Here is a 21922-nt window from a genome sequence, read left to right as displayed (position 1 = left end):
GCCGATGAGCCTGGAGACGCATCATCGGCCGGCGGGAAGCCTAGGCCAGGACGGGCAAACGCCCGGTTAAGACGGGCGCGGCCGGATCGGAAGATCTCAATCCTTGGTCGAGCGCGGCGGCGGACGCTGCAGGAACGCCGGCACGTCGGAGCCGAAGCCCACGACCCGGTCGCCGTCGTCGCGGCCGCGGCGGCGGTCCTGGGCCTCCGCACGCTCGCGCTCGGGGCGCTCGCGTTGGGGCCGTTCACGTTCCGACCGTTCACGTTCAGGCCGTTCGCGCGCGGGACGTTCGGCCCGGGCGGGGCGGGACTCCTCGGCGGGGCGCTCGCGTGCGGGCCGGGGTGCGGGCTGGGGCTGGGCCGCCGGCTCTGCAGCCGGCGCGGGCGCCGCCTCGGCCTTCTCGCGCCTCGGCCGCGGTTCGCGGGCCTCGCGCGGCTTGCGCTTGCGCTCGCGGCCGCCGCGTTCGCGTCCCCGCCCAGGGCGGGGCTCGTCCTTGATGTTCGCCCAGTCGAGGTCGAGGCTGACCTCTTCGGGAGTCTTGCCGATCAGCTTCAGGACCTTGTCCAGGTTCTTGGAGTCGGCCGGCGTGACGATCATGAACGCCTCGCCCGTCCGGCCCGCGCGGCCGGTGCGGCCGATCCGGTGGACGTAGTCGTCGGCGTGGTGCGGCACGTCGAAGTTGAAGACGTGGCTGACGGCGGGAATGTCGAGCCCCCGGGCGGCCACGTCCGAGGCGCAGAGCAGCTTCAGCTCGCCGTTGCGGAAGCTCTCAAGCGTCCGCATGCGGGTGGCCTGGTCGAGGTCGCCGTGGATCGCCGCGGCGTCGAAGCCGTGCTTCTTCAGCGACTTGGCGACGATGTCGACTTCCGTCTTGCGGTTGCAGAAGACGATGCCGTTGTTGATCTCGGCGCGACCGATCAGCTCGCGCAGCGCGGTCCGCTTGGCCTTCGGATCGGCGCTGGGGATGCGGACGAGGTACTGGGTGATGGTCTCGGCCGTGGTGGCCGGGCGCGAGGCCTCGATCCGCACCGGATCGTTCAGGAACTGCTTGGTGAGGCGCGTGATCTCGGGCGGCATGGTGGCCGAGAAGAACAGCGTCTGCTTCTTGGCGGGGGTCAGCTTGAAGATGCGCTCGAGGTCCGGGATGAAGCCCATGTCGAGCATGCGGTCGGCTTCGTCGACCACCATGATCTGCACGCCGGTCATCAGCAGCTTGCCCCGCTCGAAGTGGTCGAGGAGGCGGCCGGGCGTGGCGATCAGCACGTCGACGCCGCGGTCCAGCTTCTGTTCCTGGTCCTTGAACGAGACGCCGCCGATCAGCAGCGCCCAGGTCAGCTTCTGACCCATGGCGTACTTCTCGAACGAGGCCGAGACCTGGTCCGCGAGCTCGCGGGTGGGGGCGATGACGAGGGCCCGCGGCATGCGCGCCTTGGCGCGGCCGGCGGCCAGCCGGTCGATCATCGGCAGGGTGAAAGCCGCCGTCTTGCCGGTGCCGGTCTGGGCGATGCCCAGGACGTCGCGGCCCTGCAGCGCCATGGGAATGGCTTCGGCTTGGATCGGCGTAGCGGTGGTGTAGCCCGTCTCGGCGACGGCCTTCAGGGTCGCGGGCGATAGCCCAAGATCGGAAAATTCGGTCATCAGTTACCGGTGGTGCGGCGCCGGCCGAGGAAGCAGCCAGGCGCAACGCTGCGGCGCAGGCGGACATCGCCGCGCGCGCGGAACATACGGTGCGACGGCTGCAAGTCAACGCGCGGACCGTCACAGTGGTTCATCGAACAGGCTTCAGCGTCCACGAGGAGCGGCCGTCGCCGGGGCTTCGCGCCGCGCCAGCCAGGCGTCGGCGAGCGCCAGGAAACCCGCCACCGGCACGACCTCGGCGCGGGCGGCCGGGTCCAGGCCCGCGGCCGTGATGAGCGGCTCGCCCCCCAGGGCCTTGAGGCTGGAGCGGAGCATCTTGCGGCGCTGACCGAAGGCGGCGGCGGTGACCTTCTGCAGGGCGTCCAGGCGCTCGGGCGAGGGGCGGGCGGCCCGCGGCTCGAGGCGGACCACGGCCGATTCCACCTTCGGCGGCGGGGTGAAGGCGCGGGCCGGGACGTCCATCACCGGCCGGGCGTCCGCGGTGGCCTGGGCGATCACCGCCAGCCGGCCGTAGGCGTCTTCGCCCGGCGCCGCCGTGATCCGGTCGGCGACCTCCTTCTGGAACATCAGGGTCAGCGACGCCGGCGTCCAGGGGCCGGTCAGCCACTTGATGAGCAGCGGCGTGCCGACGTTGTAGGGCAGGTTCGAGACGAGGTGCGCGGGCCGGCCGGCCGACAGCGCCGCCTCGTCGGCCGTCAACGCATCCCCGAAGACCAGGGTGAGATGCGGGGCGGCGTCGGCCACCTCCTGCAGCAGCGGCCGGAAGCGTTCGTCCTTCTCGACGGCGATGACCCGGGCGCCGGTCTCCAGCAGAGCGCGGGTCAGGCCGCCGGGGCCCGGGCCCACCTCGATCACCACGTCGCCGTCGCCCACCTGCGCCAGGCGCGCGATCTTGCGGGTGATGTTGAGATCGAGGAGGAAGTGCTGGCCGAACGCCTTCTTGGCCCACAGGCCGTGCGCCTCCAGCGCCTCGCGCAGGGTGGGCAGGGTCTCCAGGCTCATGCCGGGCGGCGACGAGCGATGTCGGCGGCGAGCCGGACCGCGGCGATCAGGCTGTCCGGCCGCGCGATCCCCCGGCCGGCGATGTCGAACGCCGTGCCGTGGTCGGGCGAGGTGCGAACGATCGGCAGGCCGAGCGTGACGTTCACCCCGCCCCAGAAGTCGAGCATCTTCACCGGGATCAGGGCCTGGTCGTGGTACATGCAGAGCGCCGCGTCGTACCGCTGGCGCATCTCGGCGGGGAACAGGCTGTCTGAGGGGTAGGGTCCGCGGACGTCGACGCCGGCGTCGTGGAGGGCCCGGACGGCCGGACCGATGATCTCGATCTCCTCGCGGCCGATGCCGCCGTCTTCCCCGGCGTGCGGATTGAGGCCGGCGACGGCCAGGCGGGGGGCGGCGATCCCGAAGTCGCGCGCCAGCGACTGGGCGGTGACGAGGCCGGTATGGACGATCCTCTCCACCGAAAGCGAGGCCGGGACCCTGGCCAGCGGCTCGTGGACCGTGACGAGAGCGACGCGCAGGTCGGCGGCGGTCAGCATCATCACCGGGCCGCGGGCGCCGTCGAGCGGCGCGGAGGCGGTGAGCTCACCGAGGAACTCGGTGTGGCCGGGGAAGCGGAAGCCGGCCTCATAGAGCGGGGCCTTGGCGATCGGCGCGGTGACCACGCCCGAAACGGTCTTCGAGAGCGCGAGCCCGACGGCGGTCTCGATCCAGCGGATGACGGCCGGCGCGGCGGCGGGCGAGGCCTGTCCGGCGACCACGGGCGCCTTCAGCGGCAGGTCCAGCACCGGCAGCGCCTCGGGGAAGACGCGTGCGGCCTCGTCTGGCGACTGGATCGTCCGAACGAGGCCTGCGCCCCCGGCGGGCGCCGAGGCGAGCGCCTGGGCGTCGCCGACGACGACGAAAGCCTGCCCCTCGGCCCGCAACGCCCGCCACGCCTTGACGACGATCTCGGGGCCGATGCCCGCGGGATCCCCGAGGGTGAGGGCGAGCGGTGCCGGCCTCACCGCGTCTCGATGGTGGCCGAGTTGCGCAGGTCGCGCATGTACCGCCGGGCGATCATCGAGAGCTGCTGGCCGTAGAGGCGGTTTTCGATCTGCTCGCGGTCCACCTGCGCCTCGCCGGCGGCGCGGCGGCCGCAGACGGCCACGAGATGCAGCCCGGCGTTGGTCCGGATGGGCTCCGACACCTGGCCGATCTGGAGGGTCTCGGCGGCCTGGCGGAAGGCGGGCGCGAGATCGGCGACCTCGGCCTCGCCAAGGTCGCCGGCCACGACGCCTTCGACGCCCGCGGCGGCCTGTTCCAGGGTCTCGCAGCTGGTGATCTTCGGCCGCAGGGCCTCGAGCTTGGCGCGGGCCTCGGCCTCGTCGGCGCCCTGGGCGAGCGGCACGGCCGCCTGCTTGAGGTTGACGAGGGTCGCCCCGCCGCCCGCGCGCTTGTCGCGCAGATAGACGATGTAGACGCCGTCCCGGACCGGGATGGGCTGGGAGAGCTGGCCGGGGCGCATCTGCTCCAGCACCTGCTCGACCTCGGTCGGCATCTCGCCCTGGCTGATCCAGCCCGCGTCGCCGCCCGCGGCGGCGGTGGGCAGGGCCGAGAACTGGCGGGCGACGGCCGGGAAGGGCGCGCCCTGCTGCATCTGGGCCACGAGCTGCTGGGCGCCCTGCATGGCCTGCTGCATGCCGCCGACGCGGCTGGCGTCGATCAGCACTTCAGAGATCTGGTACTGCGGCTTGGCGGCGGCCGCCTCGAGCCGCGCCTGGGTGGCCGCGATCTGGTCGTCGCCGATGCGCAGGCGCGAGCCGTAGCGGCCGCGGATCCAGCGGGCCCAGCTGACCTGCGCGCGGATCTGCTGGCGCAGGGTGTCGACCCCGATGCCCCGCGCGCCGAGGAAGCTCAGGAACTGCTCCCGCGTCATGTTGTTCTGCCGCGCCATGTCGGCGATCTCCTCGTCCACCTCCTCGTCGGTGGCGACGATGTCGATCTTCTGCTCGCGCTCGACGCGGCGGAGCTCCTGGAACTGCAGGCGCTCGTCGACCAGCGAGACCAGGGCCTCGCGCTGGAACTGGGGCAGGGTCTGTTCGGTGGGCTGGACGCCGGAGGTGGCGATCAGCAGCCGCATCCGCTGGGCGAGGTCATAGGTCGAGATGATCTCGTCGTTGACGACGGCGGCGACCGATTCCGAGATGCCGGCCGGTTGGGCCGCCGCCTCGGGCTCAGGCTGGGCCGGCGCCGCGGGGGCGGGCTGGCTCTGGGTCGGCGCCTGGGCGAGGACGGGCAGCGGCGAGCCTGCCGCGAGCAGGGCGCAGGCGATCGCCGCGCTCCGCGCCGCAGGGCCCGTGACAAGAGACTTCATGGACGAGATCGTTTCCTTCGTAGGGCGCAGTCCGCCTGGCATTCTACCTGCCATCAGATGTTCCGCCCAATGTGGCGAGCGTTAGGCGCACCGAGACGGACTCACTGGGTAGCAGACGGCCGATGATCGTGTCTTCGCGGCGATAGACCACATCCACCCGGATGCAGTCGTCCCGGTAGAAGACGCCCAGGTCCCGGATCACCCATGCGTCCTCGTTGAGGTCGCGGTTGCCGTAGAAGCTGACGCCCCAGTTCTTGCCGACGTAGACCTCGCCGCCGAGGTCCAGGTTCTCGCGCTTGCGGCCGGTGATGTCGAAGTCGTCGGTGAGGTAGCGGACGAAGCCGTTGCCGTAGCGGTTGTAGACGTTGGCGCCGGCCTCCAGGCGGTGGATGTCGAAGTCGTCGCTGTCGAGGCGGGCGCGGGCGAACATCGACAGCCCGCGGACCGGCTGGGCGTCGGCGGCCACGATCCAGTCCGAGGACTCGCTGCGCAGGCCCGAGCGCTCGGAGAACACCCGGTTCTCCTCCGTGCGGAAGGCCCGGCCGACCAGCAGGTTGGCCCGCCGCCCATCGTCCCAGAGCACCGAGGCGCGGCCGGCGACGTTCAGGCGGACCCCGTCCTCGTAGAGGTCGTAGCCGGGGAACTTGTTGGGCCGGAAGAGGGTCGTCTCGTCGAACTCGAAGGCGACGCTGTCCTCGTTCAGGTAGATCGGCTCGCCCGTGACCGGATCCTCGCCGATCACCACCTGCTTGGCGTCCGGAGAGGCGGCCAGCTGCACCACAGGCTCCACGACGATGGTGGCGTCGCCCGAGCGCTTGAAGAAAGGATAGGTCAGGTCGAGGCCGACGGTGGCCAGGCCCCGGCCGAGCTCGTCCTTGCGGGTGGCCGAGCCGACGCCGGTCAGGATGTCCTGGATGCGGTAGGCGTCGGCGCGCAGGTTCACGAACGGCGAGAGGCGCACGCCGGCCGCCGAGGTGAAGGTGCGCCGCCAGTCCACCTCGCCGGTCAGGCGGGCGCTGTCGATCCCGGGCAGGCGCTGCTCGGGGAAGAACTGGGACTGCTCGCGGCTGAGCACGACGGCGCTGGTGTGCACCCGCAGGCGCCCGCCGGCGACCATGCCGGGCAGCTCATAGTGCCCCTCCACCAGCGGTCCGATGACCGGGAACACCCTGTCGTTCTCGCCCCGGGCCACCTGGTCGCCCGGGGCGAACTCTGGGCGCAGCCCCTGGATCGTCATGGCCGCCGCCGAGAAGTACGATCGTTCGTCCTGGCGGATGGCGTAGACCTGGCTGATCAGCCGCCGGTCGTCGGCGACGTAGGGGCCGCGGCTGACGTAGACCCGGCCCACCTCGTACTTGTCGAAGATCAGGTCGTCCGAGGTCCGTTCGGCCGTGAAGCCCCACCGCCACTTCTCATCGATCTCGAAGCTGCCGCGGCCGAGGATGTAGCTGCGGTCGGTGCGGGTGCCGACGATCTCGTTGCCTTGGCCGTCGAAGTCGCGGGCGTGGGTGTAGCCGAACCGCACGTCGACATCGCCCGAGTAGAAGCGCTTGCGCACCTGGCCGTTCAGGAACGGCGCGATCTTGGTGTTGATCTGCGGACTGATGATCATGTCCGCCGAGGGCGAGATCACCTGGTAATAGGGCTGCTCGTACGAGAAGCCGCGACGGTCCGAGAACGAGGCCTTGGGGGTCAGGAACCCCGACGAGCGGCCGGCCTGCGGGTCGGCGTGCCAGAACAGCGGCAGGTAGAGCACCGAGGCGCCGAACAGGCGGAAGCGAGCGTGGCGGTAGTAGACGATCCGCCGCTTCTTGTCCTGGACCACCTTGTCGGCGGCGATCGACCAGGTGGGCTTCTTGGGCGTGCCGTCCGCCGCGCAGATCTCGCACGGCGTGTAGATGGCCCGGTTCAGCTCCTGGATGTTGTCGTTGCGCCGCGCGGCGCTGGCGGCGGCGATCTTGACGTTCTCGGACAGGCGGGCCGCGAAGCCCAGGACGACGCCCGCGCGCATGTCGTCGTCCAGCACGGCCTCGTCAGCGTATTCGGTCGAGCCGTCGGCGTTGACGATGACGATGTTGCCGAACGCGCGGATGACGCCCGTGTCCTCTTCGTAGACGAGGCGGTCGGCGCGCAGGGTGCGGTCGTTGTAGCGGATCTCGAGGTTGCCCTGGGCGGTGGTGCGGCCCGTCTCGTCCTCCCGGATGACCTCGTCCGCCTCGATGTACATCTCGTCGGGCAGCAGGCCGTCAGGACCCGGCTGGGCCTGGGCCGGGGCGGCGGACTCGGGCGCCTGGGCGTGGGCCGCGGCGGACCACAGGAGCGCGAGCGCAGCGCCGGCCATTAGGGCGCGCTTGCCTGCGTGTCGGGGCGTACGCCGACGCGGACTCATCAAGCTTCCGATCCCCTCTCGCGTCGACGCGCGCTCAAGCTGGCTCCAGCGGCGATGCATATCCCGGCGCGCCAACGATTCAACCGTCTTCGGTGTAGCAAAGCAGGGTCACGCCTGCGAGCAGCGCGACCAGCGTGGGCGCCCAGGCCGCCGCGAAGAGCGGCAGGATGTCGGCCTTGGCCAGCGCGCCGGCGAACTGGTTGAAGAAGAACATCACGAAGCCGAGGGCGACGCCGGCCCCCGCCAGGCCTGCGAGGCCCCCCAGCCGGACCAGGCGCAGCGAGAAGGCCGCCGCCAGCACGGTCATCGCCGCGAACAGCACCGGGGTGGCCAGGAGCTGCTGGAACCGCAGCCGGTACCCCGCCGCCGAGAAGCCCGCCTGTTCGGTCAGCCGGATGGCGGCCGGCAGCCGCCAGAAGGCGATCGCCTCGGGCGAGGCGAAACGCTCCATCGCAGCCTCGGCGTCGAGGGTCGAGCGGATGGACAGGCTCTCGGAGCGGATCGAGCTTTCGCCGACGCCGGCCTCGCGCACGTCGCGCAGCCGCCAGAAGCCGGGCATCAGGCGCGCCTCGGCGGCCTCGAGCCGGCGGCGGAATTCCGGCGCCCCGCGCGGGGTCTTCTCGTAGATGAACACCGAGACGCCCTTGAGGACCACGGCGCCCGCCACGGTCTCGCGGTCCTTGGCGTGGATCACGATCTGGGTGCGCTCGTCGCCCTGGCGGATCCACACGTCCTGCGGCCGATCGCCCAGGTAGTTCTCCATCAGCCGGGCGCGCTCGGCCTCGAAGCGGGCGTTGAGCGCCGCGGCGAACGGGTTGAGCACCGCCACCGCCAGCACGCCGAGGATCGCGGCGAGGGCGGCCGACGGCAGGATGAAGCGCCAGGCCGAGACGCCGGCCGCCCGCATGGCCACCAGCTCGCTCTTGCGGTTCAGGCCGACGAAGGCGCCGATCCCGCCGAACAGGAAGCAGAAGGGCAGCAGGATCTGGATCAGCGAGGGCGCGCGCAGCAGGGTCAGGGCGAAGATGCCCGAGGCGCCCACGTCCGCCCGGGTGCCCACCTGGCTGGACAGCTCCACGAACTGGATCAGCAGGATGACGGCCGAGATCACCGCCAGCGCCGCGCCCACGCCGGCCAGCATCCGGCCCATCACATAGCGTTCGAGGCGGCCGAGCCCGGTCACGTCCGCACCCCGGCGATGCGCGCGGGCCGTTTGGTCACGTCGATGAAGCGGTTCACGCGCTGACGGAAGATGCTGCGGAAGGCGAGGGCGGTCGCGGCCAGCGGGATCAGGTACTGGAAGACGTTGAGCCAGGCCGCATCCTCGCTGGCCGCCTGCACCTGGAAGCCGAGGATGCGCACGATCGCCGCCGCCGCGCCCATGGCCGCGATCCGCCGGCCGTAGCCCAGGCGCGAGAAGCCGCCCCCGATGATCGCCGACAGCGCCATGGCCATGAAGGCGATGTTGTAGAGCGGGCTGGAGATGCGGGCGTGGCCCTCGGCCAGCAGGTCGAGGCGGTTCCGGCGCTCCCAGTCCTGCTGCAGGTCGGGGAAGAACAGCTCGTGCGGGTAGCGGTCGGACGGCTTGTAGTGGACGAGCTCGTCCGAGCTGGTCAGGGCCGACAGGTCGAAGATGTACTCGTCGAAGGTCAGGTAGTTCAGCACGCCCGTGGACGAGAACTCCTGGTTCGAGCCGTTGCGCATCACCAGCACGGGGCGGCCCTGGCTGCGGCCGACCCGGCCCTGTTCGGCGGTGTAGGTGGTGGCCGAGCCGTCGTCCCGCATCTGGTGGATGAACAGGTTCTCCAGGTTGCCGGCGCCGTCCACGCCCTGGGCGTAGACCGTCAGGCCCGGGGCCGGCTCGGTGAACTCGCCCTCGCGCACGAGGGTGGAGGCCAGGTCGGTGCGGACCTGGAACAGCTCGCGGCGCATCTCGCGGTAGGCCGCCGGCTGGACCCACAGGTTCATCAGCAGCGCCAGGAACGCCACGGTGCAGGCGAGGCGGATCGCCGGGGAGATCACCCGCCAGCGGCTCATGCCGCCGGCGAAGCACACGACGATCTCCTGTTCGGTGTGCAGCCGGTTCAGCGCCACGAGCGCGGCCACGAACACGGCGATCGGCAGCACCATGTTGATGAGCTGCGGCATGGCCAGCAGCGTCACCTTCAGGAACACGAGGGCGCTCTGGCGCTGGTTGACGATCAGGTCCAGGCCCGAGAGCGTCTGGCTGAGCAGCGCCACGCCGGTCAGCGCCAGGGTGGCGAGGATCACCGGGCCCAGCAGCTGACGCAGGAGATATCGGTCGATCAGGCGCATCGGCTTGCGAAAAAGAGCGTGCCCGCAGATTAGGGCCTGCCCCGGCCGCGGAGGTGTTCTAAATCATGCGTCGCCGCGACGCACAACCGCACCGCACAGACGTCCACTTAAGCTGACGAGAGAGTTTCATGGAGATCGAGTTCGTCGCCGCCTCGGCCGCGACGCCCGCGAAGACCGCCCTGGCCCGGATCGTGTTCGAGGGGGAGGCGCAGGATACGACGCTCACCCAGGCGAGCCGCTTCACCGGCGCCAAGGGCCAGACCCTCGACATCCTCGCGCCGGCCAGCGTGGACGCCGCCCGGCTGGTGCTCGTGGGCGCCGGCAAGCGGGAGGCCTTCGACGCCCTTGCGGCCGAGCACGCCGCGGCGACCGCCTACAACGCGGTGAAGACCTCGGGTCTGGAGGTCCTGCGGGTCGAGACGCCCAACGGCGACGCCGAACTCGCCGCCCGCGTGGCCCTGGGGGTGCGGCTGGCCTGCTACCGCTTCGACAAGTACCGGACCAAGGAGCCGGCCGAGAAGAAGCCTTCGATCGTCAAGACCCAGGTGGCGACCGCCGACCCCGACGGCGCCCTGGCGGCCTTCCCGCCGCTGGCCGCCCTGGCCGATGCGGTGAGCTTCAGCCGCGACCTGGTCTCCGAACCCGCCAACGTCCTCTATCCGGCCGAGTTCGCGCGGCGGGTGAAGGAGCTGGAGCGCCTCGGCCTCGAGGTCGAGATCCTGGGCGAGGACGCCATGAAGGCCCTCGGCATGGGCAGCCTGCTCGGGGTGGGGCAGGGCAGCGTGCGCGAGAGCCAGCTGGTGGTGATCCGCTGGAACGGCGCGCAGGATCCGAACGCCCAGCCCGTCGCCTTCGTCGGCAAGGGCGTCTGCTTCGACACCGGCGGCATCTCCATCAAGCCCGCCGAGGGCATGGAGGACATGAAGTGGGACATGGGCGGCGCCGGCGCCGTCGCGGGCCTGATGTACGCGCTGGCCGGCCGCAAGGCCAAGGTCAACGCCGTCGGGATCCTCGGCCTCGTCGAGAACATGCCTGACGGCAACGCCCAGCGTCCGGGCGACGTGGTGACCTCCATGTCGGGGCAGACGGTCGAGGTGATCAACACCGACGCCGAGGGCCGCCTCGTGCTGGCCGACGCCATCTGGTACTGCCAGGACCGCTTCAAGCCGAAGTTCATCGTCGACCTGGCCACCCTGACCGGCGCGATCATCATCAGCCTGGGCAACGACTACGCCGGCCTGTTCTCCAACAACGACGAGCTGGCCGGGAACCTGCTGGATGCGTCGGGCAAGGAGGGCGAGCCCCTGTGGCGGCTGCCGCTGCCCGAGGCCTACAACAAGCAGCTGGAATCCCCGATCGCCGACATGAAGAACATCGGCGGCCGTCCGGCCGGCTCGATCACCGCGGCCCTGTTCATCCAGAAGTTCGTCAACAACGTCCCCTGGGCGCACCTCGACATCGCGTCCACCGCCTGGAAGAAGCCCTCGACCGTGCCGACCATCCCGGAAGGCGCCACCGGCTTCGGCGTGCGGCTGCTGAACCGCATGGTCCAGGAGAAGTACGAGGGCTGAGGCGTGACCGAGGTCTGGTTCTACCACCTGGAGAGGACCGGCCTGGACCAGGCCCTTCCCGAGCTGCTTGAGAAGACCCTGCAGCGCGGCTGGAAGGCGATCGTGCGCACGCCCGTCCCTGAACGGGTGGAGCACCTGGACGGCTGGCTGTGGAGCTACCGGGACGACAGCTTCCTGCCGCATGCGCCGGCGGGCGAGCCCGGAGCCGCCCGCCAGCCGATCCTGCTGACCATGGACTTCGAGAACCCCAACGGGGCCGACGCCCTGTTCCTGGTGGACGGGGCCGAGCCGGGCGACCTTGCTGGCTACCAGCGGTGCGTCGTCCTGTTCGATGGGGCCGACCCGGCGCAACTGAGCCTGGCGCGCAGCCAATGGAGCCAGGTGAAGGCCAAGGGGTTCTCCGTTTCGTACTGGAAGCAGCAGGCGCGCGGATGGGAGAAACAGGCATGAGGCGGATGGCGTGGATCGCGGCCGGGGCCGCGGGTCTGGTCCTGGCGGGATGCGCAAGCGAGCCGACGGCGCCGCCTCCGCCCCCGGCGAGCGCCCCGCCGCCGGCCATGCCGGCCCCCCCGCCCGACACCTGCGGCGCGGCCGAGGCCCAGCGCTACGTGGGCCGGCACAGAAGCGAGATCCCGGTGCCGCTGCGCCCCGAGCAGCAGCGCGTGGCCTGCACCACCTGCCCGGTGACCCAGGACTACAGGCCCGACCGGCTGAACTTCTTCTTCGACGCCGAGACGGGGATCGTGCGCGAGGTGCGCTGCGGCTAGGTCGGGATCTCCAGGCCCAGCTCCTGCAGCAGGGCGAGCCAGCCGGCGCGGCCCTTCGTGCGGCTGAACCGCTCGACCGCCGTCTCGCGCGCGGCCGCCCGCAGCGGCGCGGAAGCCTCGGGATTGCGGCACGCCTCGATCAGCGCCCCGGCCAGCGCGTCATGGTCGAAGAAGGGCAGGAGCCGGCCGTTCACGCCGTCCTCGATCGCGTCGTGCAGCGGCGGGGTGTCGGAGCCGACGACGTAGCAGCCGAGCGCCATCGCCTCGGCCAGCGACCACGAGAGCACGAACGGGTAGCTGTAGTAGACGTGGGCCGTCCCAAGCCTCATGGCCGCGTGCATCCGCGCGTGCGGAAGCCGTCCCAGGAAGTGCAGTCGAGCGGGATCGAGGGCCAGGTCGCGGAACGCCCACTCCTTCCAGGTCATGCCGTCGGGGGCGGCCGCGCCGTAGCCCCGCTTCGCCGCCTCGCCGATCACCAGCACGTGGGCGTTCGGGACCTCGGCCATGAGGCGGGGCAGGGCGCGGGCGAAGATGTGCACGCCCCGCATCGGCTCCAGCTTCTGGTTCACGTAGGTGATCACGGGCGTCCCGGGCTGCAGGACGCGGCCGTCGGGCAGCTCGAACGGCTCGGCGGGGGCGGGCCGGATGACATCCACGTCGACGCCCTCGTGGATGATCCGGGCGCGGTCGCGGAACGCGGGCGGCAGCGTCGAGGCCTGGAACCGCGTGGGGCTGACGATGGCGTCCGCCCAGGCGAAGGCCAGGGACATCGCCATCCCCTTCGCGTTCACCGTGCGGACGAGCTCAGGAGAGGCGGCGCCCATTTCGGGATCGAACCCGACGTCCAGACCGCTGGCGCGGTAGAAGAATTCGGCGAACAGCACCCGTCTCGCCTCAGGGAAGACCTGGTGCAGGTGCAGCGCCTCGCCCCAGCCGGGGTGGGCGACGATGACCGCCGGATCGCAGCCCTCGGCGCGGAGGACCTGGGCGGCCTCGAGCGCGCCCAGCGCCCGGATCAGGTCGGCCTCCGGCCGGGTGGCCTCGGGCAGGATGCCCGGCGTGGAGCTGCGGGGCAGCTGGTAGCGGGCGATTCGCACGCCCGTCTGGCCCGGGGCGTGCGCCTGGCCGATGGCCCAGCAGCGGACGCCGCGCGCCAGCAACGTCTCGACGAGGTCCCGGAACTGGGCCGGGAAGTTGTTGTGAACGAACAGGACGCCTTCGGGCATGGCCGCCTTTTGCCGGGGCGAAGCGGGGCTGTCACGCCCGGTGGCCGCAGGCGGCGGGGGCGCTGGTGCGGATGAGAGGAGTCGAACCTCCACGCCTTGCGGCGCTGGAACCTAAATCCAGTGCGTCTACCAATTCCGCCACATCCGCGTGACGGGGCTGCCATCGCGGGCGCGGGGCTCCGCGTCAAGGCTCTTGGAGCCGCACGCGGGCCATGACATAAGGGCGCGCCGCGCCGCCGGGCGATTTCGGCGGCGCTCCCTATTCCACCTGAAGGCGGACCCTCAGCGCGCGCCTGGCGCGTCGTCCGGAAGTTGAAGAATGTCGATGCAAGTCGTTGAGAAGTCTGGCGAAGGTCTGAGCCGAGTCTACGGCGTCACGGTCCCCGTGAAGGACCTGAACGATCGACTGGAAGCGCGGATCGCCGAGATCACGCCGACGCTCAACATCAAGGGCTTCCGCCCCGGCAAGGTGCCGCCGGCGCACGTGAAGCGCCTGTACGGCAAGCAGCTGATGAGCGAAGTCCTCGAGGCGACCCTGTCCGAGACCACCCAGAAGGTGCTGGAAGACAACAAGCTGCGTCCCGCGGGCGAGCCCGAGCTGAAGCCGGAAGGCGACCTGCAGGGCGTGATCGACGGCAAGGCGGACCTGGCCTACGAGATCTCGGTCGACCTGATGCCCGAGTTCGAGCCGGTGGACCCCGCCACCCTGTCGCTGACCCGGCCGGTCTACGAGCCCACCGACGCCGAGGTGGACGAGGCGGTCGAGGAACTGGCCAAGCAGAACCGCACCTACGAGACCAAGACCGGCAAGACCGTGAAGGCCAAGGACGGCGACATGGTCGTCATCGACTTCGTCGGCCGGATCGACGGCGAGGCCTTCGAGGGCGGCTCGGCCACCGACGTCGAGCTGGTGCTGGGCTCGGGTCAGTTCATCCCCGGCTTCGAGGACCAGCTGGTGGGCGCCAAGCCCGACAGCGACGTCGAGGTGAAGGTGACCTTCCCGGCCGACTACCAGGCGGCCAACCTGGCCGGCAAGGAAGCGGTCTTCGAGACCAAGGTGAAGGAAGTGAAGGCGCCGGCCGAGAGCAAGGCCGACGACGCCTTCGCCGAGCGTCTCGGCGTCGAGAACCTCGAGAAGCTCAAGGAGCTGCTGAAGACCAACCTCGAGCAGCAGTACGCCGGCGCCAGCCGCTTCAAGCTGAAGCGCGCCCTGCTGGACGAGCTGGATTCGAAGCACGACTTCCCGCTGCCGCCCAAGATGGTCGAGGCCGAGTTCGCCTCGATCTGGAGCCAGGTCCAGCAGGACAAGGAAGCCGGCAACCTGCCTGAGGACGACGCCAAGAAGTCCGACGAGCAGCTCGAGTCCGAGTACCGCAAGATCGCCGAGCGCCGCGTGCGCCTGGGCCTGGTGCTGGCCGAGATCGGCCGGGCCAACAACGTCCAGGTCACCGATCAGGAACTGGGCGAGGCGATCCGCCGCGAGGCGATCAAGTACGGCCCGCAGGCCCAGCAGGTGTTCGAACTGCTGCGCCAGAATCCCAACGCCCAGGCGCAGCTGCGCGCCCCGATCTTCGAGGACAAGGTCGTCGACCTGATCGTCGAGAAGGCCAAGGTGGAGGACAAGAAGGTCGACAAGGACGAGCTCCTCAAGGAGGACGACCTGCCGGCCGGCTACGAGGGCTAAGCCCCTCGACCGAAGAGAGATTGCAGGCGGCGCCGCACCGGAAGGGGCGGCGCCGTTTTCCTTATCTGGGATCAGTCTTCCAGGGTGTAGCCCAGCTTCAGCGCCACCTGGAAATGGGCGACCTGACCGTCCTCGACGTGGCCGCGGGTCTCGATCACCTCGAACCAGCGGATGTGACGGCGGTCCTGCGTGGCCTTGGCGATGGCGCTGCGGATGGCGTCCTCGATCGAGTTCTGGGACGAACCCACGATCTCGCTGACGCCGTAGGTGTTGTCCTGGCTCATGGGCTCTCCTCTGCTCTTCAGCAGAGGAAGGCCGCAGGCGGGAGAGGGTTCCGGCCCGGCTAGAGCGAGCGCAGGCGCCGCAGCAGCTCGGGGTTCTCGAGCTGGGCCCGGCGGACGTTTATTTCGCGGTGCAGGTCGAGGGCGTCCTGCTCGCCGAGCGCCAGGATGGCCGGCGGCGGCGGTTCGTAGGCGGGCGACGCAGGTTCGTGGACGCGGTCCGGTTGCGCGTGCATCGGCTTCCTCCCTGGCCCCGTCGTTCGCGGGACGCTCCCAACCATTAAGCTATCATTTACCTCCAGCGCGCGCCAAGGCCGCGGTTCGCCGACCTGACGTCAGGGAACGACGATCAGGAATCCCTTGGCGTTCCTGGGATTGCGGGCGTAGCCTTCCGCGATCAACGCCGCGCCGTGGCCGCGGAGGCGCCCTGCCGGGCAGGGGACTTCGCCGCCTCGGGAGTAGAGCGTCCCGGGAAGGAAGCGAAGTCTTGCAGCGCACGCGTACCGAGGGGCCCGAGTACTTCCACAAGGTGGTCGACTGCCAGTGGGCCTGTCCGGCGCACACGCCGGTGCCCGAGTACATCCGGCTGATCGCCGAGGGGCGGTACGCCGACGCCTACATGATCAACTGGCGGTCCAACGTCTTTCCCGGCGTGCTGGGGCGGACCTGCGACCGGCCCTGCGAGCCCGCCTGCCGTCGCGGCCGGGTCGAGGAGGAGCCGGTGGCGATCTGCCGGCTCAAGCGCGTGGCGGCCGACAACAAGGGCGACGTGCTGGCGCGGATGCCCGAGCCGGCGCTGGCCCGCAACGGCCGGCGGGTGGCCCTGGTGGGGGCCGGCCCCGCCTCCCTGACGGTGGCCAGGGACCTCGCGACCCTGGGCTACGAGCTGGTGCTCTACGACGCCGAGGCCCGGCCGGGCGGCTTCATCCGCAGCCAGATTCCCCGTTTCCGCCTGCCGGAGGAGGTGATCGACGAGGAGGTGGGCTACGTCACCCGTCTGGGCGGCGTGGAGCTGCGGCTGGGCCAGCCGGTGGACAGCCTGAAGGCCCTGCTGGGCGAGGGATACGACGCGGTGTTCGTCGGCTCGGGCGCGCCGCGCGGCCGGGACCTGGACCTTCCGGGCCGGCAGGAGGCCGCGGCCAACATCCACATCGGCATCGACTGGCTGAGCTCGGTCTCGTTCGGCCACATCGAGAAGATCGGCCGGCGGGTCATCGTGCTGGGCGGCGGCAACACGGCCATGGACTGCTGCCGCACCTCCCGGCGCCTGGGCGGCCAGGACGTGAAGGTGATCGTCCGCTCCGGCTTCGACGAGATGAAGGCCTCGCCCTGGGAGAAGGAGGACGCGATCCACGAGGACATCCCGATCCTCAACTATCGCGTCCCGAAGGAATTCACCCACGAGAACGGCCGCCTGACCGGCGTCGTCTTCGAGGTCGTCGAGGCCCGATACGACGACATGGGCCGGCGCAAGCTGGTTCCCTCGGGCGCGCCGGACGAGCACCACGAATGCGACGACGTGCTGATCGCCGTGGGCCAGGAGAACGCCTTCCCCTGGATCGAGCGCGACATCGGCCTGGAGTTCGACGAGTGGGGCCTGCCGAAGGTGGACCCCGCGACCATGCGCTCGACCATCCCCAACGTCTTCTTCGGCGGCGATGCGGCCTTCGGGCCGAAGAACATCATCTGGGCCGTGGCGCACGGCCACGAGGCGGCGGTCTCGATCCACCGGCTGTGCGAGGGGCAGGACGTGGCCGAGCGGCCGCCGCCGCACGCCAGCCTGGTCAGCCAGAAGATGGGCATCCACGAGTGGAGCTACGACAACGACGTCTCCAACGACCGCCGCTACCGCGTGCCGATGCGCGAGAAGGCCGAGGCGCTGACGAACGTGCGGCTGGAGGTCGAGCTGGGCTTCGACCGCGACCTGGCCCTGCGCGAGGCCGAGCGGTGCCTGAACTGCGACGTGCAGACGGTGTTCGCCGACAAGCTGTGCATCGAGTGCGACGCCTGCGTCGACATCTGTCCGATGGACTGCATCACCTTCACCGAGGACGGGGAGGAGGATGAGCTGCGCGGCCGGCTCAAGGCGCCCGCGCTGAACCCCGAGCAGGACCTCTACGCCTCGGGCCGGCTGGGCACCGGGCGGATCATGGTCAAGGACGAGGACGTCTGCCTGCACTGCGGCCTGTGCGCCGAGCGGTGCCCGACCGGCGCCTGGGACATGCAGAAGTTCTATCTCGAGACCACCCAGGCGGAGGGCGCATGCCGGAGCCGGTGACGAGCCAGGCCGCCCAGCCGCCAATCAGGCCCCGCGTGAACGACTTCGTCGTCAAGTTCGCCAACGTGAACGGGTCGGGATCGGCCAGCGCCAACGGGCTGTTCGCGCGCTCCATCCTGCGGATGGGCGTGCCCGTGGCGGCGCGCAACATCTTCCCCTCGAACATCCAGGGCCTGCCCACCTGGTACGAGGTGCGGGTGACCGAGGCCGGGCGCCTCGGCCGTCGGGGCGGCGTAGACCTGATGGTCGCGATGAACCCGCAGACCTGGGACAAGGACGTGGCCGAGCTCGAGGCCGGCGGGTTCTTGTTCTACGACTCCACGCGGGCGATCCCGGCGTCGAAGTTCCGCGAGGACATCACGGTCATCGGCGTGCCGCTGACCGCCATGTGCAACGCGCGCTACGAGCTGCCGCGCGAGCGCCAGCTGTTCAAGAACATCGTCTATGTCGGCGCCCTGGCCGCGCTGCTGGGGATCGATCCCGCCGTGATCGAGGCGCTGCTGGCGGAGGACTTCGCGGGCCGTGACAAGCTGATCGCCGCCAACGTCGAGGCCCTGCACATGGGCGTCGAGCACGTGCGCCAGCATCTGGAGCCGCTGTCGCTGCAGGTGCGCCGCGCGGACGAGGTGGGCGACCGGATCTATGTCGAGGGCAATCAGGCCGCCGCGCTGGGCGCGATCTACGGCGGCGCCTCGGTCTGCGCCTGGTATCCGATCACCCCCTCGACCTCGCTGGCCGAGGCCTTCACCGCCTATTGCCAGGACCTGCGCACCGAGCCCGAGACCGGCAAGGCGCGCTACGCCATCATCCAGGCCGAGGACGAGATCGCTTCCATAGGCATGGTGGTCGGCGCCGGCTGGAACGGCTGCCGCGCGTTCACCGCCACCTCCGGCCCCGGCGTCTCGCTGATGACCGAGTTCATCGGTCTGTCCTACTTCGCCGAGATCCCCGCGGTGATCTTCGACGTCCAGCGGGGCGGGCCGTCCACCGGCATGCCGACGCGGACCCAGCAGGCCGACCTGCTGGCCTGCGCCTACGCCGGCCACGGCGACACCAAGCATCCGCTGCTGCTGCCCGCCGACCCGGGCGAGTGTTTCGAGATGGGCGCCCAGGCCTTCGACCTCGCCGACCGGCTGCAGACGACCGTCTTCGTCATGCTGGACCTCGACATCGGCATGAACGAGTGGCTGACCGAGCCCTTCAGGTGGGACGACTCGCGCCGGCTCGACCGCGGCAAGGTCATGACCGCCGAGATGCTGGAGGCCGGCGCCGACTTCGGCCGCTACAAGGACGTGGACGGCGACGGGATCCCATTCCGCACCTATCCGGGAACCCATCCCACCAAGGGCGGCTACTTCACCCGCGGCACCTCGCGGAACCCCTATGCGCGCTATTCGGAGGAGGGCGCGGTCTACGTCGACAACATGCAGCGGCTGCTGCGCAAGTTCGAGACCGCCAAGAGCCTCGTCCCCCAGCCGGTCGTGCGGCCGGCCAAGGGCAAGACGAAGGACGCGGTGATCTACTTCGGCTCCACCACCCCGGCGATGCACGAGGCGCTGGAGATGCTGGAGGCCCAGGGACGCAAGCTGGACGCCATGCGCCTGCGGGCCTTCCCGTTCCCGGCGCAGGTCGAGGACTTCATCGCCGCCCACGAGCGGGTCTTCGTCGTCGAGCAGAACCGCGACGCCCAGCTCAGGACCATGCTGATGACCGAGCTCGGGATCGATCCGGCCAAGCTCGTCCCCGTCCTCCACTACGAGGGCGCTCCCATCACCGCCCGGTTCATCTCGGGCGAGATCGCCCAGCTGATGAGCCTGGGCCAGATCGAGGCGGCGGAATGACCTACATCGCCAAGCCCAGGCTGCACCATCCGAAGCTGCCGACGAACGGCCTGGGCTACACCCGGCGAGACTACGAGGGCTCGGTCTCGACTCTGTGCGCCGGCTGCGGCCACGATTCCATCTCGGCGGCGATCATCCAGGCCTGCTTCGAGCTGGAGCTGCCGCCGCACCGCGTGGCGAAGCTGTCGGGAATCGGCTGTTCGTCCAAGACGCCGGACTACTTCCTCGGCAACTCGCACGGCTTCAACACCGTGCACGGGCGCATGCCGTCGGTGCTGACGGGCGCGAACCTCGCCAACCGCGAGCTGATCTACCTGGGCGTCTCGGGCGATGGGGACAGCGCCTCCATCGGCCTGGGGCAGTTCGCCCACGCCATCCGGCGCGGCGTCAACATGCTCTACATCGTCGAGAACAACGGCGTGTACGGCCTGACCAAGGGCCAGTTCTCGGCCACCTCGGACAAGGGCTCGAAGTCCAAGCGCGGGGTGGTCAACCACGACGCCGGCATCGACATGGTGAGCCTCGCCCTGCAGATGGGCGCGACCTTCGTGGCCCGCAGCTTCTCGGGCGACAAGGCCCAGCTCGTGCCGCTCATCAAGGCCGGCCTGGCGCACAGGGGGGCGGCGTTCATCGACTGCATCAGCCCGTGCGTGCAGTTCAACAACCATCCGGGCTCGACCAAGAGCTTCGACTACGTGCGCGAGCACAACGAGGCGGTGAACCGGCTGGACGTGATCACCCCGCGCGACCCGATCCACGTGGACTACGCCCCCGGCGAGACGGTGCGGGTGCAGCAGCACGACGGCTCGATCCTGTCGCTGCACAAGCTGGCCGAGCTCTACAATCCCAACAACCGCGCCCAGGCCCTGGGCTATCTCCAGGCGCGGCAGGCGAGGGGGCAGATCGTCACCGGCCTGCTCTACGTCGATCCCTCGGCCGGAGACCTGCACGAGGCGCTCGGCACCGTGGACACGCCGCTGAACCAGCTTTCCGAGGCCGAGCTGGTGCCCGGCCAGGCCGCGCTGGAGGCGATCAACGCTTCCCTGAGGTAGGCCGGCCCCACCAGGCGGCGGCAAGGCCCACCACGACCGCGCACGCCAGCGCCAGCCAGCCTGCGGCGGGGTTTCCGCCCCGCTCGGCGACCCAGACGGCCACGAGGCCCCAGGCCACCGCCGCCCCGTAAGGCAGCACGGCGGTGCTGCGGAGCACCCAGAGCGCCACCGCCGTGGTCGCCAGAATGCCCGCCGCGCCGGCCAGCAGCACGCTGTCGCGTGGGATCATCCCCTCGGCGGTCATCACGGTGAGGATGTTCACCGCCGAGGCGATCGTCAGCCATCCGCCGAGCAGGCCCAGGGGCCACCAGACGAGCAGCCAGTCGAGGAAGGTGCTCTGCCCCCGGCTGGCGCGCTTCAGGCCATAGATCATGGACGCCGCGGCGAACACGATGACGCCGACCGTCAGCCAGCGCTCGTTGAGGGCCGAGGCGAAGATCCAGACGCCTGTCGCCGTGATGGCGAGCACCGCGGGCCAGGCGAGCGCCTTGATCGCGGGGTTGTTCGTGTTGCGGGGCAGGACCTGCCAGAGGGCGAAGGCGGTCAGGCCCAGGTAGATCAGGCCCCAGATCGAGAACGCGTAGCCGGCGGCGCGCAGGGTGCTGTTCCCCTGGTCGGCGAACTGCGAGGCGGACAGGCCGATGTCGAGCTGGTCCTGCAGGACGGGCGCGGCGATGGCGAACGCCGTGGCGGCGATGACGGCGAGCTTGCGGGGCGCGTCCTTCACTTCTCGGTCTCCTGGGCCGGCTCCTCGGGTTTGGCGGCGGCGGCCTGCGGCACATAGAGCCCGGTGGCGAACTTGGCGAGCCAGCCCTCGGGCCGGAAGCGCGGTCCGTACTCGGCGCAGGGATCGGGGTCGGGGATGTCCCGCGACTTGGTCTCCTCGGCGGTCATCGCCTTGGCGGCCTCGTCGGCGAATTGTTCGGCGAACTGCAGGGCGTCGCCGATGCGGCTGAGCGAGGGGTTGTCGGTGCCGACCGCGGTGGCGCTGCGGTTCCAGGTGATCGCCGCGAGCTGGCGGCCCTTGGGGTCCAGCATCTCGGCCTCGGCCCCCAGCCCGCCGAGGCCGCCGGGAACGCGCAGGCCGATCGGGCCGGGGATGAAGACGCCCGCGGCCGCCGAGACCGCCGAGCCGACGCGGCCGGTGGCGTCCACCCGGGTGATGGCGGCCCGCACCTCGGCGTCGGGCGGATCGCCTGCCTTGGCCAGGTCGTAGCGCTCGGTCAGCTCGAAGCAGAGCTGGGCGTCGACCTCGCGGGCGAGCGCCTGGCGCTCATTGTCGTTCATCCATTCGGCGTCGGCGACCGGGTGCAGGACGGTGGGCGCGATCCGCACCTTGCGCACCTGGGCGAGGCCGGCCTCGTCCTTGCGCACAGCGATCTTCGCGCGGACGGCGTCCTCGTGCGGGGTGAGCCCCTCGTAGCTGGACAGGAAGCCCGAAGGCTTGAGCGGAGTCGCGCAGGCGGCGAGCGCCAGCAGCGCGGGGGCGGCGAGAAGGATCCTCATATGCGCGGTACGTCAGCC

General features: G+C 70.6%; 19 protein-coding genes and 1 tRNA gene. 7 read left to right on the top strand and 13 right to left on the bottom strand.

Annotated elements, in window-relative coordinates; all coding sequences use genetic code 11:
- Positions 1-96: 96 nt before the first annotated feature.
- The 7 genes from PHZ_RS09440 to lptF all read right to left on the bottom strand — a co-directional run bounded on the left by PHZ_RS09440 (position 97) and on the right by lptF (position 9698).
- On the bottom strand, positions 97-1638 hold the full coding sequence (locus tag PHZ_RS09440; RefSeq protein ID WP_012522264.1) for a DEAD/DEAH box helicase: 1542 nt from the start codon (positions 1636-1638) through the stop codon (positions 97-99).
- Between the two features lie 144 nt (positions 1639-1782).
- The gene (rsmA, locus tag PHZ_RS09435) at positions 1783-2640 is read right to left on the bottom strand and encodes a 16S rRNA (adenine(1518)-N(6)/adenine(1519)-N(6))-dimethyltransferase RsmA (protein ID WP_012522263.1); all 858 of its coding nucleotides are present in this window, start codon (positions 2638-2640) and stop codon (positions 1783-1785) included.
- Positions 2637-3644 (bottom strand): 4-hydroxythreonine-4-phosphate dehydrogenase PdxA, encoded by a 1008-nt coding sequence (pdxA, locus tag PHZ_RS09430; protein WP_012522262.1) that lies wholly within the window; start codon positions 3642-3644, stop codon positions 2637-2639. The genes rsmA and pdxA overlap by 4 nt, the downstream gene beginning before the upstream one ends.
- Positions 3641-4993, bottom strand: a complete 1353-nt coding sequence (locus tag PHZ_RS09425) for a peptidylprolyl isomerase (protein WP_148216829.1) — start codon at positions 4991-4993, stop codon at positions 3641-3643. The genes pdxA and PHZ_RS09425 overlap by 4 nt, the downstream gene beginning before the upstream one ends.
- A gap of 43 nt (positions 4994-5036) precedes the next feature.
- Positions 5037-7334, bottom strand: coding sequence for an LPS-assembly protein LptD (locus tag PHZ_RS09420; protein ID WP_049758192.1), 2298 nt, complete (start codon positions 7332-7334; stop codon positions 5037-5039).
- 127 nt (positions 7335-7461) lie between these two features.
- Positions 7462-8565 (bottom strand): LPS export ABC transporter permease LptG, encoded by a 1104-nt coding sequence (lptG, locus tag PHZ_RS09415; protein WP_012522259.1) that lies wholly within the window; start codon positions 8563-8565, stop codon positions 7462-7464.
- On the bottom strand, positions 8562-9698 hold the full coding sequence (lptF, locus tag PHZ_RS09410) for an LPS export ABC transporter permease LptF (protein ID WP_012522258.1): 1137 nt from the start codon (positions 9696-9698) through the stop codon (positions 8562-8564). Before lptF ends, lptG begins: the two co-directional genes overlap by 4 nt.
- A 128-nt stretch (positions 9699-9826) precedes the next feature.
- Here lptF and PHZ_RS09405 point away from each other — a divergent pair, with 128 nt between their 5' ends.
- Genes PHZ_RS09405 through PHZ_RS09395 form a run of 3 tightly spaced genes read left to right on the top strand, consistent with a single transcriptional unit; the run spans position 9827 to position 12036 of the window.
- The gene (locus PHZ_RS09405) at positions 9827-11269 is read left to right on the top strand and encodes a leucyl aminopeptidase (RefSeq protein WP_012522257.1); all 1443 of its coding nucleotides are present in this window, start codon (positions 9827-9829) and stop codon (positions 11267-11269) included.
- A gap of 3 nt (positions 11270-11272) precedes the next feature.
- Complete coding sequence (locus PHZ_RS09400; protein WP_012522256.1) at positions 11273-11719, top strand: DNA polymerase III subunit chi; 447 nt, start codon at positions 11273-11275, stop codon at positions 11717-11719.
- A complete protein-coding gene (locus PHZ_RS09395; RefSeq protein WP_041373395.1) occupies positions 11716-12036 on the top strand; it encodes a peptidase inhibitor in 321 nt (106 codons plus the stop codon). Before PHZ_RS09400 ends, PHZ_RS09395 begins: the two co-directional genes overlap by 4 nt.
- On the opposite strand, the gene PHZ_RS09390 is transcribed toward PHZ_RS09395, so the two are convergent.
- Complete coding sequence (locus tag PHZ_RS09390; RefSeq protein WP_012522254.1) at positions 12033-13262, bottom strand: glycosyltransferase; 1230 nt, start codon at positions 13260-13262, stop codon at positions 12033-12035. The two genes, PHZ_RS09395 and PHZ_RS09390, sit on opposite strands and share 4 nt — an antisense overlap.
- A gap of 63 nt (positions 13263-13325) precedes the next feature.
- Positions 13326-13410: transfer RNA gene (locus PHZ_RS09385), tRNA-Leu, on the bottom strand.
- Positions 13411-13587: 177 nt separating this feature from the next.
- On the opposite strand from PHZ_RS09385, the gene tig reads away from it, so the two are divergent.
- On the top strand, positions 13588-14946 hold the full coding sequence (gene tig, locus PHZ_RS09380) for a trigger factor (protein ID WP_148216828.1): 1359 nt from the start codon (positions 13588-13590) through the stop codon (positions 14944-14946).
- Positions 14947-15017: 71 nt separating this feature from the next.
- Here tig and PHZ_RS09375 read toward each other — a convergent pair whose 3' ends face one another.
- The gene (locus tag PHZ_RS09375) at positions 15018-15230 is read right to left on the bottom strand and encodes a dodecin (RefSeq protein ID WP_012522252.1); all 213 of its coding nucleotides are present in this window, start codon (positions 15228-15230) and stop codon (positions 15018-15020) included.
- Between the two features lie 59 nt (positions 15231-15289).
- Positions 15290-15463 (bottom strand): hypothetical protein, encoded by a 174-nt coding sequence (locus tag PHZ_RS23455; protein ID WP_201765280.1) that lies wholly within the window; start codon positions 15461-15463, stop codon positions 15290-15292.
- Positions 15464-15714: 251 nt separating this feature from the next.
- Here PHZ_RS23455 and PHZ_RS09370 point away from each other — a divergent pair, with 251 nt between their 5' ends.
- Genes PHZ_RS09370 through PHZ_RS09360 form a run of 3 tightly spaced genes read left to right on the top strand, consistent with a single transcriptional unit; the run spans position 15715 to position 20398 of the window.
- Complete coding sequence (locus PHZ_RS09370; RefSeq protein WP_012522251.1) at positions 15715-17505, top strand: FAD-dependent oxidoreductase; 1791 nt, start codon at positions 15715-15717, stop codon at positions 17503-17505.
- Positions 17506-17540: 35 nt separating this feature from the next.
- Positions 17541-19346, top strand: a complete 1806-nt coding sequence (locus PHZ_RS09365) for a 2-oxoacid:acceptor oxidoreductase subunit alpha (protein WP_201765279.1) — start codon at positions 17541-17543, stop codon at positions 19344-19346.
- A complete protein-coding gene (locus PHZ_RS09360; RefSeq protein ID WP_012522249.1) occupies positions 19343-20398 on the top strand; it encodes a 2-oxoacid:ferredoxin oxidoreductase subunit beta in 1056 nt (351 codons plus the stop codon). Before PHZ_RS09365 ends, PHZ_RS09360 begins: the two co-directional genes overlap by 4 nt.
- Here PHZ_RS09360 and PHZ_RS09355 read toward each other — a convergent pair.
- Entirely contained in the window at positions 20379-21125 is a 747-nt protein-coding gene (locus tag PHZ_RS09355) for a hypothetical protein (RefSeq protein WP_012522248.1), read from the bottom strand. The genes PHZ_RS09360 and PHZ_RS09355 overlap by 20 nt on opposite strands.
- Positions 21122-21904, bottom strand: a complete 783-nt coding sequence (locus PHZ_RS09350) for a DUF3313 domain-containing protein (protein ID WP_012522247.1) — start codon at positions 21902-21904, stop codon at positions 21122-21124. Before PHZ_RS09350 ends, PHZ_RS09355 begins: the two co-directional genes overlap by 4 nt.
- Positions 21905-21922 lie beyond the last annotated feature (18 nt).

It is taken from the genome of Phenylobacterium zucineum HLK1 (assembly GCF_000017265.1).
Classification (GTDB): domain Bacteria; phylum Pseudomonadota; class Alphaproteobacteria; order Caulobacterales; family Caulobacteraceae; genus Phenylobacterium; species Phenylobacterium zucineum.
The sequence above is the reverse complement of the archived record's forward strand: the minus strand, read 5'-3'. Positions and strand labels throughout refer to the sequence as shown.

What these genes read in the sequence shown, in the direction of transcription:
- PHZ_RS09440 (WP_012522264.1), bottom strand. Translation starts at nt 1,638, where the DNA reads ATGACCGAATTTTCCGATCTTGGGCTATCGCCCGCGACCCTGAAGGCC.
- rsmA (WP_012522263.1), bottom strand. Translation starts at nt 2,640, where the DNA reads ATGAGCCTGGAGACCCTGCCCACCCTGCGCGAGGCGCTGGAGGCGCAC.
- PHZ_RS09425 (WP_148216829.1), bottom strand. Translation starts at nt 4,993, where the DNA reads ATGAAGTCTCTTGTCACGGGCCCTGCGGCGCGGAGCGCGGCGATCGCC.
- PHZ_RS09420 (WP_049758192.1), bottom strand. Translation starts at nt 7,334, where the DNA reads ATGGCCGGCGCTGCGCTCGCGCTCCTGTGGTCCGCCGCGGCCCACGCC.
- lptF (WP_012522258.1), bottom strand. Translation starts at nt 9,698, where the DNA reads ATGCGCCTGATCGACCGATATCTCCTGCGTCAGCTGCTGGGCCCGGTG.
- PHZ_RS09405 (WP_012522257.1), top strand. Translation starts at nt 9,827, where the DNA reads ATGGAGATCGAGTTCGTCGCCGCCTCGGCCGCGACGCCCGCGAAGACC.
- PHZ_RS09395 (WP_041373395.1), top strand. Translation starts at nt 11,716, where the DNA reads ATGAGGCGGATGGCGTGGATCGCGGCCGGGGCCGCGGGTCTGGTCCTG.
- PHZ_RS09390 (WP_012522254.1), bottom strand. Translation starts at nt 13,262, where the DNA reads ATGCCCGAAGGCGTCCTGTTCGTTCACAACAACTTCCCGGCCCAGTTC.
- tig (WP_148216828.1), top strand. Translation starts at nt 13,588, where the DNA reads ATGCAAGTCGTTGAGAAGTCTGGCGAAGGTCTGAGCCGAGTCTACGGC.
- PHZ_RS09375 (WP_012522252.1), bottom strand. Translation starts at nt 15,230, where the DNA reads ATGAGCCAGGACAACACCTACGGCGTCAGCGAGATCGTGGGTTCGTCC.
- PHZ_RS23455 (WP_201765280.1), bottom strand. Translation starts at nt 15,463, where the DNA reads ATGCACGCGCAACCGGACCGCGTCCACGAACCTGCGTCGCCCGCCTAC.
- PHZ_RS09360 (WP_012522249.1), top strand. Translation starts at nt 19,343, where the DNA reads ATGACCTACATCGCCAAGCCCAGGCTGCACCATCCGAAGCTGCCGACG.
- PHZ_RS09350 (WP_012522247.1), bottom strand. Translation starts at nt 21,904, where the DNA reads ATGAGGATCCTTCTCGCCGCCCCCGCGCTGCTGGCGCTCGCCGCCTGC.